The organism is Alcaligenes sp. 1735tsa3, assembly GCF_024134565.1.
GTDB lineage: Bacteria > Pseudomonadota > Gammaproteobacteria > Burkholderiales > Burkholderiaceae_B > Alcaligenes > Alcaligenes phenolicus.
Genome location: NZ_CP099862.1, coordinates 2,970,970 through 2,985,629, shown reverse-complemented (window position 1 = coordinate 2,985,629; position 14,660 = coordinate 2,970,970). Strand labels below are relative to the sequence as shown.

Sequence of the window (14,660 nt, the reverse complement as noted above, 5' to 3'; positions counted from 1 at the left end):
AGAGAGTGATGCGATGTCATGCTGATCCAAGTTTGAGTTGTCGCTTGGGTGGGTACTGGCCGAGCATGATCAAAAGCTGAGGCAGGAGACAGTCAATGATGGGGATAAACAGGCTATTAAGGTGCTTGTGTGCTGTGATGCTAGTTGGGTCTACGGGGAGCGTTGGCGCTAATGAAGTCGCTGATACGATCTTTCTGGACGCGAAGATCTATACCGCTAATGCCAATTCACCTGATGCCGAGGCGATGGCCGTGAGCCACGGCCGAATTCTGGCCATAGGCAAGAGCGAACAGATCTTGCACTATCAGGGAGCGAAAACTCGCATGCTAAGCCTTGAGGGTCGACGCGTTATGCCTGGCCTGATTGATGCGCACTCCCACGCTATTTTTGCGGGCCTGGCTGCCTTGGCGCCAAACCTGGAGGATCAAGAGCTCAGTCCGCTTGAACTCGCTCAGCGATTGCAAACCTGGCTGGTGGAAAAAGAGTCCGGACCAGATGTGCCTATGGTGGTGTTTGGGGTGAATCCAGCGGTGTGGTCTGCGCCCGAGTCATTGAGCGATTTGCTGGATGCTGGGGCTTGGCAGCATCAGGCTGTGTTGCTGATGGGGGCTGACTATCATACGGCCTGGGCGAATCAGGCAATGCGTGAAAAGGCAGGAATTGACGCTGCTTACGTGCAGTCATTGCCTGCGAAGTCTCAACACACCATCGGTGTGGCCAGTAATGGACAGCCTGATGGGGTGTTGGTGGATGCTGGCCTGGATAAGGTAACGGTGATCTTGCCCAAACCAGCTGAAAAGCAGCTACTGGCAGCTGCAAAAATCGCTGTTGAAACCAATAATCGCTATGGCATTACGGCCTGGATGGACCCGGCGGCCAACGCCGGACCGGGGGAAGCGTTGTTTTCTCGATCTCTTGGCAGTGTTGGAGAGGGCATATTGCCGGCTTACCGGGTTTTATCAGAAGCGGGTTTATTAACTGCTCATGTTGCTGCCTTGCTGGTGGCCAGTCCGGAGAGTGATGCTGCGGATCTGGAGCAGCTTGATGGTGTCCGAAAGCGCTTTGCGCACATCCCTAACCTGAGTTTGCCGGGTATCAAGGTGTTTGCTGATGGGGTGTTGGAGTATCCGGCTCAAAGCGCAGCCTTGCTGGGCCGCTATGAAAATTCTGGCAAGCAGGGCGAGCTGCTGCTGGAGCAGTGCAAAATGACGCAGCTGGTTGATGCTATTGATCAGCGTGGCTGGCTGGTGCATATCCACGCCTTGGGTGATCGGGCTGTGCGTGTATCTTTGGATGCTATTGAGTCGGCGCGCAAAAAGCGTAGCAGTGGTGTACCGCATTCCATTACGCATCTGCAGTTGGTAAGTCCGGCTGATTACCCCCGCTTTAAACAGCTCGATGTGATGGCTGTCATGCAGTTGCACTGGGCCGAGCTTGATAACTATCTGCTTGATCTGGTCAAGCCTTATATTCCTGATTCGGAGTTTCAGGGTCAGTATCCAGCTCGGTCGCTGCAGCAGCATGGAGCGGTGATTGTGGGTGCCAGTGATTGGCCTATTTCTACGGCGAATCCGTGGGAAGCCATGCATCATGCAATGACACGCTCTGGGCCGGATGGCGGTTTGAATGCAGGCGAGCGTATGGGTAAAGACAGTATGTTTAGGGCCTATACCATCAACGCGGCCAGGGCTATCCGAATGGAGAGGGAAATTGGCTCTCTGGAGGTGGGTAAGCAGGCAGACTTTATCGTGCTGGATCGCGATGTGCTGGAGGTAGATGTAGAGGCTTTGAAAGACACTCAGGTTCTGGCGACTTACTTTGCCGGTCGGCAGGTCTACGGCGCAGCTCCGTAGAAGGAGCCTGGCAGTGTTTTTCTGATTGACAGGGTTTGAACAGGCAGTGTGTATGCCGTATGCGGCTTATATAGCGGCAGATGGTTACTGCCCCATTCGATGGTTGGTGAAACAAAAAAGCCCACTATGCGTAGTGGGCTTTTTGTCGCCTGGTTTTTGCTGCAAAACCAACGCAGGTTTGGGCAAATTCAAGGCTTATGTATCAGTGCAGACCGCTTCAGGTCTATGGTGCATCCAGCCGGAATCGAACCGGCACGATCAAAGATCGAGGGATTTTAAGTCCCTTGCGTCTACCAATTCCGCCATGGATGCAGCGGGAGATGATGGCGGAAGCGGTGAGATTCGAACTCACGGATGGGTTACCCCATCGCCGGTTTTCAAGACCGGTCCATTCAACCGCTCTGGCACGCTTCCTGTCTGTTGGGCTTTTCTTCCTGACAAGTCACATACGCAAAAAAGCACGGAGGCCAGGAAAGCCTTAAAGTGTAACGTATAAATTTGCCAGCGTCATCGAAATAATCTGTTTTCATGGCTGGAATAGGGCGTTGATGCCAGTGCCTGTGATAGATTGCAGCAGGTAAGGCGGCTGCTTATGGTTTGTACTTGCAGCCGCGCTGGAAAAATAGTCTAGATATCAGGGAGTAGGTATGCGAGCTGTTGAAATTACCGAGTTTGGAAAGCCGGAAGTGTTGCAAGTGGGCGAGCGCCCCATGCCACAAACAGGTCCGGGTGAAGTGCTGGTCAAGGTGCTGGCGGCGGGCGTGAACCGTCCGGACGTCTTGCAACGAGCAGGCGCTTACCCGCCGCCGGCTGGTGCCTCTGATATTCCCGGCCTGGAACTGGCCGGTGAAATCGTATCGGGCGATGTGCAGGGCAGTGAGTTCAAGATTGGGGATCAGGTCTGTGCGTTGGTCACTGGTGGTGGCTATGCCGAATATTGTGTGGTGCCAGTACAGCAATGCTTGCCTATTCCTGCGGGTTTCAGCTTGCTGGAGGCGGCGGGGCTGCCAGAAACTTTCTTTACTGTCTGGAGCAATGTGTTCGACCGTGGTCAGTTGAGCAAAGGTGAAACCCTGCTGGTTCATGGCGGTGCCAGTGGAATTGGGACAACAGCTATCCAGTTGGCAGTGGCTCTGGGGCATACGGTATATGCCACGGCAGGCAGTGATGAGCGCGTGGAGGCCATTAATCGCTTGGGAGGGATCGGCATCAACTATAAAACCGAGGTTTACGAAGACGTCATCAAAAGCAAAACAGGCGGCCGTGGCGTTGATGTGATTCTGGATATGGTCTCTGGCGACTACATCAACCGGGATTTGACGTGTCTGGCTGATGACGGTCGTATCGTCATTATTGCTTTGCTGGGTGGGGTGAAGGCCACGATTAATTGTGGGGAGATCCTGCGTCGTCGCCTGACTATCACTGGCTCAACCTTGCGGTCCCGCTCTGTCGAGTTCAAGGCGCAGTTGGCGCAGGCTCTAAAAGAGCGTGTCTGGCCTTTGCTGGAAGCAGGGCAGGTACGTCCCTTGATTCATGCCACTTTCCCCTTGGAAAAGGCGAGCGAAGCGCATGCCATGATGGAGGCTGGTGAGCAGGTGGGCAAGATCATTCTTGTTCCATAAAAGCAGCAAGGGTGGCATAGCCACCCTTTTTCTTGCCGTTCTGAAACGAATTTTCTGTCAAATATGCGCGAAATGGATTAGCACGCGCTACAATAGCCGGTTAGCTGCGCCTTGATTGTGGGCGTTGGTGTAACTTTTTGACTGGCATCAAGGGAGCAATGAGCGTACATTCTTCGCGTAAACGACTGGTTGCGGGTAATTGGAAATTAAATGGCTCGCTTGATGGCAACAGCCGTCTGCTGCAAGAACTGCTCGTTCAGCCTGGTGCGCAGGCAGATTGTGATGTGCTTGTATGCGTTCCTTATGTGTATTTGCCTCAGGTGGCAGGTATCTTGAAAGATTCGACCATAGCGGTCGGCGCTCAAGATGTCAGTGTCCACGCCAAGGGTGCATACACGGGGGAAATCTCGGCGGCAATGCTGGCTGATATCGGCTGTCGCTGGGTGATTGTCGGGCATTCCGAGCGCCGTCAGTATCACCAGGAAAGTAGCGCTCAGGTTGCCGCCAAAGTGGTTGCGGCACTGGATGCGGGCTTGACGCCCATTGTCTGTATTGGCGAGCAGTTGGCTGATCGTGAGGCGGGGCAGGAAACCTGTGTGGTGCAAGATCAGCTTGAACCCATCAAAGCTCTTGGGGCTGAAGTGGTATCCAAACTGGTCCTGGCGTATGAGCCGGTTTGGGCTATTGGTACGGGCCTGACTGCAACGCCGGAGCAAGCGCAGCAAATGCATCAACAGATTCGCGCCTATATGGAGTCGGATCAGTTGCGTATTTTGTACGGTGGCAGCGTGAAGGCAGATAATGCCGCCGAGCTGTTTGCGATGCCGGATATTGATGGTGCCTTGGTGGGTGGTGCATCTTTGGATGCGCAAGAATTTTTACGTATTGTGGCCGCTTAAAGGGTCTGGAGTCTTTAAATGCAAGATTGGATGTCTTCCGTTCTGATGGCGGTGCAGGTTATCTCCTCGCTGTTGATTATTGGTCTGGTTCTGCTGCAGCAAGGCAAGGGCGCTGATATGGGCTCGGCCTTTGGTGGCGGCTCGGCAGGGAGTGTGTTTGGTGCGGCAGGTGCGGCGAACTTTTTGTCGCGCATGACCAAATGGGCGGCAATCGTCTTTTTTGTGTCCACCGGTGGCTTGGCTTGGGTTGCTCACCATCCTGCGCAGAAAGTGGATGCGGGCGTGATGCAAGGTTACGAATCGTCTGTTCCTGGCGCAGCTCCATCGGGTGCAGCTTCGGTTCCGGCCCCTGACGCTTCTGTGCCAGCTGCTGTGCCTTCAGCAACTCCTGAGCAAAGCGCTCCTGCGGTTCCTGCTGCTGAGTAAGTTCGATCTGCTTGGGGATTCAATGCTGCTCTATATATAGAAGACGGTAAGGATCAAAAGCAGGATCGGAAAATACGATATCAAAGCCCGCCTCTAATGGCGGGCTTTGTCTATTTGGCGTTGTTTGTGTGGAATATGCCTGAGTACGTGCTTTTTTAGGTGTTTTGGGCTGTTTTGTACTGACAGCTTTACTTTTGTCATGCTAATATCGCTGTCTTGATTGCTTGCCGACGTGGTGGAATTGGTAGACACGCTATCTTGAGGGGGTAGTGGCGAAAGCTGTACGAGTTCGAGTCTCGTCGTCGGCACCAAACAAAAAAGTTGAAAAGTTCTGCGATTGCGGAGCCTGGAAATAAAACCTGATCCTGGCAAGGGCAGGTTTTTTTTTCGCCAATTTTTGGGTGTTTTGCCTTCTTGTGTAAGTTGCTTGCGTTGTGGTTTCCGGAATCCGTTCTTGATTGCCAGGAAAGTGATTGAACCGGGTCAGTGCATGCTGAATCCTATGTTGGTGTTAGTTCTCATAATGTGAGAATTTATCAGGTGGATTGAGTAGCCAGCTTTGGCTCTCGATAGGCTGGGGTCGGCGATCTTGTCTTTTTCGGTGCCGATTTCATTTTTTGCCTTGTTTGCAGAAAACCAGCATTGGCAACCGATTGCTCGGATCACTTAAAGCAACTTCTTAAGAAGATTCCGGCTTTAGCCTGCTAATTGTCGTGCTTGCTCAAGGCGGCATGGAAAGCGGCTTCAAGTGGGTTTTTGTTGTGTATAGCCAACAAGCTGTGCACAAAGATTCACGTTTCCGAAGGGTTTCGTAGTCAAGCGACGGGAATTTTGATGCAATAGCGTTAACTTCCCATCGCGGAGTTAGAAAGAGCAGCAGCACTGTTGTAGTTGGGCTGCTCTGATTTACTCAAATCTACGGAGATTTCTTACATGAAAAAGACTCTGCTCGCTGCTGCTCTGATGGCCGGCTTCGCTGGCGTCGCACACGCAGAAACGTCTGTCACCCTGTACGGTATTCTGGACGCTGGTATTGGTTACCAAAAAGTTAAAGGTTCCGAAGGTTACGTTACCAGCGGTCCACAAACTGAAATCAACTCCAAGCGCACTGGTCTGATCAACGGTATTCAGTCCGGCAACCGCTGGGGCCTGAAAGGCTCTGAAGATCTGGGCGATGGCCTGCGCGCTGTGTTCGTTCTGGAAAGCGGCTTTGATATGGGCACCGGTAAGTCCAAGCAAGGTGATCGTCTGTTCGGTCGTCAAGCTACTCTGGGTCTGGCTGGCGACAGCTGGGGTCAACTGGACTTCGGTCGTCAAACCAATATCGCTTCCAAGTACCTGAGCGCTGTTGCTGATCCTTTCGGCGGTGGCTTTGACCAAGCTAACATCGGTGGCGCTTTCACAGCTGCTAACACCGTTCGTTACGACAACATGGTCATGTACCAAACCCCTAACTTCTCCGGCTTCCAGTTCGGCGTTGGCTACTCGTTCAATGCTGACGGTAACCAGCACTGGGACAAAGATCTGGATACCAAGCTTGGTGGCACTGTTAACGCTAAAGACCTGAACAAGCAAGCTATCACTACCGGTCTGCGTTACGCTAACGGTCCTATCGGTATTGCTCTGACATATGATCAGATCCGTGACCGCGGTGTGCGTGCTGACGGTAGCCCTGTTGGTGGTGTGCAGTACTACACCCAAGGCGACGATACCACTATCAAGTCCTGGAACATTGGTGGTAGCTACGACTTTGAAGTTGTGAAAGCTTACTTGGCTTTTGGTCAAACTCGTAACGGCCTGTTCGAAGGTCAAACCTTCGGTGAGCTGAACCAGCAATCTTTGCTGGGTAAAGGTCTGAAGGTTAATTCCTACCTGGTCGGTCTGTCTGCTCCTGTTGGTGCTGGCACTGTGATGGGTTCTTGGACAATGGCTGATCCGGACAAGGCTCCTGATTCGTTCTACCAAGACTTCGCTAACGACTCTTGGGAAATGAAGAAACAGCACACTTTCAGCCTGGGTTACAGCCACCCACTGAGCAAGCGCACGAACGTGTACGCAATTGGCTCCTACGTCAAGAACGTGTACTTCATGCCTGACGCTAAGTCGACTCTGATCGGCGTTGGTCTGCGTCACCAGTTCTAATCGTTTTGCGTAGCATGTCTACGCATCGCGATGAGCAAGTCTTCGGACTTGCTTGAGCTGAAGAAGTATAAAAAGCCATCCTTCGGGATGGCTTTTTTATTGCCCGCTATTTGGGGTGTTCAGATTAGTCTGTTTGGATTGCCGCTCTTGGGCTGTTTTGAAGCTGTTGCTTCTAGGGTTGTTGGTATGTGCTTGCCCTCGCTCTTGCGGTTTTGTGTGCAGATCTGTTGAGTAGGGCGGTGCGATGGCGCACTTGTGCCTGGCGTCCGAATCGCTTGTGTGTTGTGCCTGCCTATCTACTATTCCGACTACTCGGTCTTGTTTGTCTTGCTTACAAAATAAGCGCGAAAAATCGTTTTCCTGGCTGTTGTCGCTGACATTTTCCTTACAAAAGCGGGTAAGATAATTAACCGTTGCCTGAAATCGCAACCCTTAATAAAGTAAATAATCAATAGTTGAAGGGTTTTTGGTCAGGTAGCTGACAGTTTTTGCGGCATGGGTGCAACACCCGTGCATAGATGTAATGGTTTGGGGTTATCCCCCAAAACTGTGCTCTCAAAATGCTACAATCCAAGAGTTTATTTACTGCGATTGGATGCTTTGCATGAACCTGCAAGAGTACTTTCCCGTTTTGCTATTTATCATCGTCGCCACTGGGATTGGCCTGGCTCTACTTTTAGTCGGTCGAGTGCTCGGTCCAAACCGGCCCGATGCTGAAAAGCTCTCTCCTTACGAATGCGGTTTTGAAGCATTCGGCGATTCGCGCATGAAGGTGGACATTCGTTACTACCTGATCGCGATTCTGTTCATCATGTTCGATCTGGAAATCGCTTTTCTGTTTCCCTGGGCCATGGCCAATGGAACAGTAGGCCTGGTCGGTTTCTGGACCGTTATGGCGTTTCTGGCCGTTTTGACGGTCGGTTTTATCTACGAATGGAAAAAAGGCGCTCTGGACTGGGAGTAAACCCATCCATAGAGAACCCTGCTAGGGGTTTTCGCGTCTGCTGCTGGGCATAAGGGGCACGAGGATGCGTCTTGATGACAGCGGGTTTGGTCAGCAACAGGATAGGCCGGGGCTTCCCAGGGTCTGATCCGGCAAAAGGCAACTACTATGGCTATCGACGGCATTCTCAAAGAAGGTTTTGTGACGACCAGTGCAGACAAGTTTCTGAACTGGGCAAAAACAGGGTCCATGTGGCCCATGACATTTGGTCTGGCCTGTTGTGCAGTGGAAATGATGCACGCTGGTGCAGCTCGTTATGACCTGGACCAATTCGGCATTATTTTCCGTCCCAGCCCACGTCAATCTGACTTGATGATTGTGGCGGGCACCCTGTGCAACAAGATGGCACCCGCCTTGCGTAAGGTGTACGACCAGATGGCCGAGCCACGCTGGGTCGTCTCCATGGGCTCCTGTGCCAACGGTGGCGGTTACTACCACTACTCCTACTCGGTCGTTCGCGGCTGTGATCGCATCGTGCCGGTAGATGTGTACGTGCCAGGCTGCCCTCCGACTGCTGAGGCTTTGGTTTACGGCTTGCTGCAAATGCAGAACAAGATCCGCTTGACCAATACCATCGCACGCTGAACGGTTAGAACAGGCTAAACAAGACTATGACACGGCTAGAAACTTTAAAAACCAACTTGCTCTCTATCCTTGGCGAGCAGGCTGCGTTGACGCAAGCGCGCAATGAACTCACTTTGGAAGTGCCCGCTGATGCATGGGTCGACACTTGCACATTGCTTCGCGACCACGCTGATCTGCGCTTTGAGACCTGTATCGACTTGTGCGGGATTGATTATTCCGCCTGGAAAGCGCCCACCTATCAGGCTGCCTCGGCTCAGTTCCCCCATCGCTTTGCCGTTGTGCTGCACCTGATGTCCTTGAAGCACAACTGGCGCCTGCGTGTGCGCTGCTTTGTGCCCAACGACGATTTCCCCGCTTTGCCAACCCTGTTCGAGGTCTGGCCGTCGGTGAACTGGTTCGAGCGCGAGGCGTTTGACCTGTACGGCATTATTTTCGAGAACCACCCTGATCTGCGTCGCATCCTGACCGACTATGGTTTCATCGGTCATCCGTTCCGCAAAGACTTCCCCATCTCCGGCTACGTCGAAATGCGCTATGACACCGAGCAGAAGCGGGTCATTTACCAGCCCGTCACCATCGAACCGCGTGAAATCACGCCACGAGTGGTGCGCGAGGACGATTACGGAATTGGGCGATAAGCATCATGGCAGAAATTCAAAACTACACCCTGAACTTTGGTCCTCAGCATCCAGCCGCACACGGTGTGTTGCGTTTGGTGCTTGAGCTGGACGGCGAAGTCATTCAGCGTGCTGACCCCCATATTGGTCTGTTGCATCGCGCCACCGAAAAGCTGGCCGAGCACCGCACTTTCCTGCAAACCCTGCCATACATGGATCGTCTGGACTATGTGTCCATGATGGTCAACGAGCACGCTTACTGTATGGCCGTGGAGCGTCTGGTCGGTGTTGAGGTGCCGTTGCGTGCTCAATACATCCGCGTCATGTTTGACGAGATCACCCGCATCCTGAACCACCTGATGTCGGTCGGTTCGCATGCGCTGGACGTGGGTGCCATGGCCGTGTTCCTGTACGCCTTCCGTGAACGTGAAGACCTGATGGACTGCTACGAAGCGGTCTCCGGCGCCCGTTTGCACGCGGCCTACTACCGTCCTGGTGGCGTTTACCGCGATCTGCCCGGCACCATGCCTCAGTACAAGGCCAACAAATACCGTTCCGACAAAGAACTGAAAGCCATGAACGAAGCGCGTTCGGGTTCTTTGCTGGATTTCATCGAAGACTTCACCAACCGTTTCCCCGCTTGTGTCGACGAGTACGAAACCTTGCTGACCGATAACCGTATCTGGAAGCAGCGTTTGGTGGGCGTGGGCGTGGTTGATCCCGATCGCGCCAAGGCGTTGGGCTTTACCGGCCCCATGCTGCGTGGTTCGGGCGTGGAGTGGGATCTGCGCAAGATGCAGCCCTACGAAGTCTATGATCGCGTCGAATTTGATATTCCTGTGGGTCGCAACGGTGACTCTTACGACCGCTATCTGGTTCGTATCGCAGAAATGCGCGAGAGCAACCGCATCATCCGTCAGTGTGTACAGTGGCTGCGTAACAACCCCGGTCCTGTCATCACGGATAACCACAAAGTGGCGCCGCCATCGCGCGAACGCATGAAAACCGGGATGGAGGACTTGATCCACCATTTCAAACTGTTCTCCGAAGGTATGCACGTGCCTACTGGCGAAGTGTATGCCGGTGTGGAGCATCCCAAGGGCGAGTTTGGCATTTATCTGGTATCTGACGGCGGTAACAAGCCTTACCGCATGAAGATCCGTGCTCCGGGCTTCGTCCACTTGCAGGCCCTCGATGAAATGAGCCGCGGTCACATGATTGCCGACGCGGTAACGATCATCGGCACGCAGGACATTGTGTTTGGCGAGATCGACCGCTAAGGTCGCGCCTGGAAAAACGGAACCGAATTATGTTGCTTTCCGAAAAAGCCTACCAACAGATAGATAAGGAACTGAGCAAGTTCCCGGCAGATCAACGTCGCTCTGCCATCATGGCCTCCCTGGCCATTGCCCAGCAGGAAAAAGGCTGGGTATCGCCAGAAATTATCGAGGATGTGGCCCAATACATTGGCGTGGAGCCTATCGCTGTGCAGGAGGTTGCGACCTTCTACAACATGTTCCACACCAAGCCCGTTGGCCGCGTCACCATTTCCGTTTGCACCAACTTGCCCTGTGCGCTGCGTGATGGCGTCAAGGCTGGCGAGTACCTGAAAGAGAAACTGGGTATCGAATACGGTGAAACCACGGCGGACGGCCAGTTCTCCCTGATCATGGGAGAGTGCATGGGTTCATGTGGTGATTCGCCCGTCATGCTGCTGAACAATCAGCACATGTGCGTGCGCATGGAAGCCGAGCGCATTGATGCCATGCTCGAAGAATTGAAGACACACGGAGAATCGGCATGATTGCACCGGACATTCTGCGCAAGTTCGCACAGGGATTGGAACCTAACCCTGGTGGCGACCTGTCGCGCAGCATGATTTTTCATGATCGTCATATTCAGCCACAGATTCTGGCTGGTTTGAACGGCGATAACTGGGGCCTGGAAGAGTACGTCAAGCGTGGTGGCTATGAAGCTCTGCGTAAAGTACTGACTACCGGCATGAAGCCCGAAGACGTGATTGCTGAAGTCAAGACTTCGGCCTTGCGCGGTCGTGGTGGTGCAGGTTTTCCATCGGGTTTGAAGTGGAGCTTCATGCCCCGCAGCTTGCCCGGTCAAAAGTACCTGGTATGTAACTCCGACGAGGGCGAACCCGGCACTTTCAAAGACCGCGATATCCTGCGTTTCAACCCGCACATCGTGATCGAAGGCATGGCCATTGCAGCCTACGCCATGGGTATTACCGTGGGCTACAACTACATCCACGGTGAAGTGTTCGAAATCTATCAGCGTTTTGAAGAAGCGCTGGAACAGGCCCGTGCGGCTGGCTTCCTGGGTGACAAGATCCTGGGTTCGGATTTCAGCTTCCAGCTGCATGCGTTCCACGGTTACGGTGCCTATATTTGCGGTGAAGAAACTGCGCTGCTGGAGTCCCTGGAAGGCAAGAAGGGCCAGCCTCGCTTCAAACCACCATTCCCGGCCAGTTTTGGTCTGTACGGCAAGCCGACAACCATCAACAACACCGAAACCTTCGCGGCTGTCCCCTGGATTTTGCGCAACAGCGGTCAGGAATACCTGGAAGTGGGTATCCCCAATGCGGGCGGTACCAAGATCTTCTCCATTACTGGCGACGTAGAGCGTCCCGGTAACTACGAAGTGCCTCTGGGTACACCGTTTGCCACCTTGCTGGAATTGGCAGGCGGCATGCGCGACGGTCGCAAACTGAAAGCTGTGATCCCTGGTGGTTCCAGCTCGCCCGTTTTGCCCGCCGACATCATCATGGCGACCAACCTGGACTATGACTCCATTGCCAAGGCTGGTTCCATGCTGGGTTCGGGCGCTGTCATCGTGATGGACGAGACTCGTTGCATGGTCAAGTCCCTGCTGCGCCTGTCCTATTTTTACTATCACGAAAGCTGCGGCCAGTGCACGCCGTGCCGGGAAGGCACAGGCTGGTTGTGGCGCATGGTGCATCGTATCGAGAACGGTCAAGGTCGCCCAGAAGATCTGGACATGCTCGATGACATCGCACAGAACATCATGGGTCGCACCATTTGCGCCCTGGGTGATGCTGCTGCCATGCCGGTGCGCAGTTTCGTTAAGCATTTCCGCGACGAGTTCGCACACCACATCGAGCATAAAGGCTGTGTGGTGCCTCAATATTTGTAGGCCAGGACAACGTAATGGTAGAACTCACCATCGATGGCATTAAAGTTGACGCCCCGGAAGGCAGCATGGTCATTCAGGCTGCCCATGACGCCGGGGTCTACGTGCCGCACTTCTGTTATCACAAAAAACTGAGTATTGCCGCCAACTGCCGCATGTGTTTGGTGGACGTGGAAAAAGCGCCCAAGCCTTTGCCTGCTTGCGCCACTCCCGTCACCAACGGCATGGTTGTGCGTACTCGTTCGGAAAAAGCCATTGCCGCTCAAAAAAGCGTCATGGAATTCCTGCTGATCAACCACCCCCTGGATTGCCCCGTATGCGATCAGGGCGGTGAGTGTCAGCTGCAGGATCTGGCCGTGGGTTACGGTGGCTCCGAGTCGCGCTACAAGGAAGAAAAGCGCGTTGTGGCCGCCAAATCCATGGGCCCACTGATCTCGACCGAAGCCATGCAGCGTTGCATTCATTGCACCCGCTGTGTGCGTACTGGCGAAGAAATCGCCGGCGTTCAAGAGGTTGGTATGCTCAACCGCGGCGAGCACGCTGAAATCACCACCTTTGTGGGTCGCGCAGTCGAGTCTGAATTGTCGGGCAACATGATTGACGTTTGCCCCGTGGGTGCCTTGCTGTCCAAACCCTTCCGCTTCAATGCCCGTACCTGGGAATTGGCTCGTCGTCGCAGCGTTAGCCCGCACGACAGCGTGGGTGCCAACCTGGTGCTGCAAGCCAAGATGGACAAGGTGCTGCGTGTTGTTCCTTTCGAGAACGACGAAGTCAACGAGTGCTGGATCAGCGACCGTGACCGTTTCTCCTACGAAGGCCTGTACACCGAAGATCGTCTGACTCGCCCCATGGTGCGCGGTGATGACGGCCAGTGGCGCGAAGCCTCCTGGAACGACGCCATGCAAACCATCGTTGCCGGCATGAACGCCGTGCGCGAGAAGTTTGGTGCAGATCAGCTGGGCTGTATTGGTTCGGCTACCTCCACGACCGAAGAACTGGCTTTGCTGGCTCGTCTGGGTCGTGCTCTGGGTACCGAAAACGTGGACTTCCGTCTGCGTCAGACCGATGCCCGTCTGGATGGTGCTCTGGCCGGTGTGCCTTGGTTGGGTATGCCTCTGACCGCCTTGAACGAGCTCGATCGCGTCCTGGTCGTGGGCTCCTTCCTGCGTAAAGATCACCCCTTGATGGCCCAGCGTCTGCGTCAGGCTGTCAAACGTGGCGCTCAAGTTTCCTTTATTGATTCGGCTGCCGATAATCCATTGTTCAATGCGATTGCTGGCCGCATGACGGTGGCTCCCAGCCAGTTGGCCAACTCTCTGGCTCAAGTGCTGGTTGCCGTTGCCAAAGCCAAAGACAGCGCAGTTCCTGCGGGTCTGGAAGGCGTGCAAGTTTCTGCTGAAGCTCAGCAGATTGCTGACAGCCTGGTTTCCGGCGAACGCGTGGCTATCTTGCTGGGCAATATGGCTGTCAACTCGGATCAGGCTAGCGTAATTGCTGCCAACGCCAATGCGATTGCACAGGCTAGCGGTGCCAAGCTGGGCTTCCTGACTGCCGGTGGTAACACCGTGGGTGGCTACTTGGCTAACGCCGTACCGGGCAAGGGCGGTTTGACTGCCGAGCAAATGCTGGCTCAAACCCTGCGTGCTTACCTGGTTCTGAATGTTGAGCCAGCACTGGACAGCGATCTGGGCGAACGTGCAGTAGAAACACTGAAGTCCGCCACCTTCTCGGTCGCGCTGACTTCCTATCGTTCCGCTGCCGAGCAGTGGGCCGATGTGATGCTGCCTGTGTCTCCTTTCACTGAAACCTCCGGCACCTTCGTGAACGCCGAAGGCCGTGTACAAAGCTTCAAGGGTGCTGCTGCTCCTGTGGGCGATACACGTCCGGCCTGGAAGGTTCTGCGCGTGCTGGGCAATCTGTTCCAGCTGGATGGTTTTGACGATGAAACCTCGGAATCGGTTCGTGACTCGGTCATGGCTGCCGGTGTGGAATCGCGTCTGTCCAACCAGATCAATCTGGCTGCCAGCGTTCTGCCTGCAGCAAGCGGTCTGGAGCGTGTGGCAGATGTGCCTATCTACCGTAGCGATGCGCTGGTGCGCCGTTCGGCTCCCTTGCAGGAAACACCTGCTTCGGCAGCACCTACGGCTCGCATGGCCGCTGCCACGCTGGCCCAACTGGGTCTGGCTGACGGCGATCTGGTAAAGGTTCGTTCTTCGCAAGGCGAAGTCAGCCTGCCAGCTCAGCTGGATGACACCGTGGCATTGAACTCGGTGCGTGTTGCCACCGCTTTTTCTGAAACAGCCGCTTTGGGTAGCGCATTCGGTCAATTGACAGTGGAGCGTGCATAA

At 54.3% G+C, this 14,660-nt stretch carries 12 protein-coding genes and 3 tRNA genes; 13 read left to right on the top strand and 2 right to left on the bottom strand.

Annotated elements, in window-relative coordinates:
* The first annotated feature begins 137 nt into the window (after nucleotides 1-137).
* Nucleotides 138-1,853 (top strand): amidohydrolase, encoded by a 1,716-nt coding sequence (locus NIZ92_RS13915; RefSeq protein ID WP_254002115.1) that lies wholly within the window; start codon nucleotides 138-140, stop codon nucleotides 1,851-1,853.
* Nucleotides 1,854-2,079: 226 nt separating this feature from the next.
* Here the strand turns inward: NIZ92_RS13915 and NIZ92_RS13910 are convergent.
* Both NIZ92_RS13910 and NIZ92_RS13905 read right to left on the bottom strand, forming a co-directional pair.
* Nucleotides 2,080-2,165: transfer RNA gene (locus NIZ92_RS13910), tRNA-Leu, on the bottom strand.
* A 12-nt stretch (nucleotides 2,166-2,177) separates the two neighbouring features.
* A tRNA-Ser gene (locus tag NIZ92_RS13905) sits at nucleotides 2,178-2,267 on the bottom strand.
* 233 nt (nucleotides 2,268-2,500) lie between these two features.
* On the opposite strand from NIZ92_RS13905, the gene NIZ92_RS13900 reads away from it, so the two are divergent.
* The 12 genes from NIZ92_RS13900 to nuoG all read left to right on the top strand — a co-directional run bounded on the left by NIZ92_RS13900 (nucleotide 2,501) and on the right by nuoG (nucleotide 14,660).
* Nucleotides 2,501-3,475, top strand: coding sequence for an NAD(P)H-quinone oxidoreductase (locus tag NIZ92_RS13900; RefSeq protein WP_035272457.1), 975 nt, complete (start codon nucleotides 2,501-2,503; stop codon nucleotides 3,473-3,475).
* 158 nt (nucleotides 3,476-3,633) lie between these two features.
* Nucleotides 3,634-4,374: a triose-phosphate isomerase gene (tpiA, locus tag NIZ92_RS13895; protein ID WP_060186464.1), complete on the top strand. Its 741-nt coding sequence runs from the start codon at nucleotides 3,634-3,636 to the stop codon at nucleotides 4,372-4,374.
* Nucleotides 4,375-4,392: 18 nt separating this feature from the next.
* Complete coding sequence (secG, locus tag NIZ92_RS13890) at nucleotides 4,393-4,800, top strand: preprotein translocase subunit SecG (RefSeq protein WP_009456694.1); 408 nt, start codon at nucleotides 4,393-4,395, stop codon at nucleotides 4,798-4,800.
* Nucleotides 4,801-5,026: 226 nt separating this feature from the next.
* Nucleotides 5,027-5,111 (top strand) — tRNA-Leu (locus NIZ92_RS13885).
* Between the two features lie 622 nt (nucleotides 5,112-5,733).
* Nucleotides 5,734-6,942, top strand: coding sequence for a porin (locus NIZ92_RS13880; protein ID WP_254002114.1), 1,209 nt, complete (start codon nucleotides 5,734-5,736; stop codon nucleotides 6,940-6,942).
* Between the two features lie 604 nt (nucleotides 6,943-7,546).
* Nucleotides 7,547-7,906 carry an NADH-quinone oxidoreductase subunit A gene (locus NIZ92_RS13875; RefSeq protein WP_003801061.1) on the top strand — a complete coding sequence of 120 codons (360 nt, stop codon included), beginning with the start codon at nucleotides 7,547-7,549 and terminating at the stop codon, nucleotides 7,904-7,906.
* A gap of 147 nt (nucleotides 7,907-8,053) precedes the next feature.
* A complete protein-coding gene (locus tag NIZ92_RS13870; protein WP_003801059.1) occupies nucleotides 8,054-8,530 on the top strand; it encodes an NADH-quinone oxidoreductase subunit B family protein in 477 nt (158 codons plus the stop codon).
* Between the two features lie 26 nt (nucleotides 8,531-8,556).
* Nucleotides 8,557-9,168 (top strand): NADH-quinone oxidoreductase subunit C, encoded by a 612-nt coding sequence (locus NIZ92_RS13865; RefSeq protein WP_009456690.1) that lies wholly within the window; start codon nucleotides 8,557-8,559, stop codon nucleotides 9,166-9,168.
* Between the two features lie 5 nt (nucleotides 9,169-9,173).
* A complete protein-coding gene (locus NIZ92_RS13860) occupies nucleotides 9,174-10,427 on the top strand; it encodes an NADH-quinone oxidoreductase subunit D (RefSeq protein WP_003801056.1) in 1,254 nt (417 codons plus the stop codon).
* A gap of 29 nt (nucleotides 10,428-10,456) precedes the next feature.
* Entirely contained in the window at nucleotides 10,457-10,951 is a 495-nt protein-coding gene (nuoE, locus tag NIZ92_RS13855) for an NADH-quinone oxidoreductase subunit NuoE (protein WP_026483139.1), read from the top strand.
* Nucleotides 10,948-12,315 (top strand): NADH-quinone oxidoreductase subunit NuoF, encoded by a 1,368-nt coding sequence (nuoF, locus tag NIZ92_RS13850; protein ID WP_009456684.1) that lies wholly within the window; start codon nucleotides 10,948-10,950, stop codon nucleotides 12,313-12,315. Before nuoE ends, nuoF begins: the two co-directional genes overlap by 4 nt.
* A gap of 14 nt (nucleotides 12,316-12,329) precedes the next feature.
* Nucleotides 12,330-14,660 (top strand): NADH-quinone oxidoreductase subunit NuoG, encoded by a 2,331-nt coding sequence (nuoG, locus tag NIZ92_RS13845; protein ID WP_035272463.1) that lies wholly within the window; start codon nucleotides 12,330-12,332, stop codon nucleotides 14,658-14,660.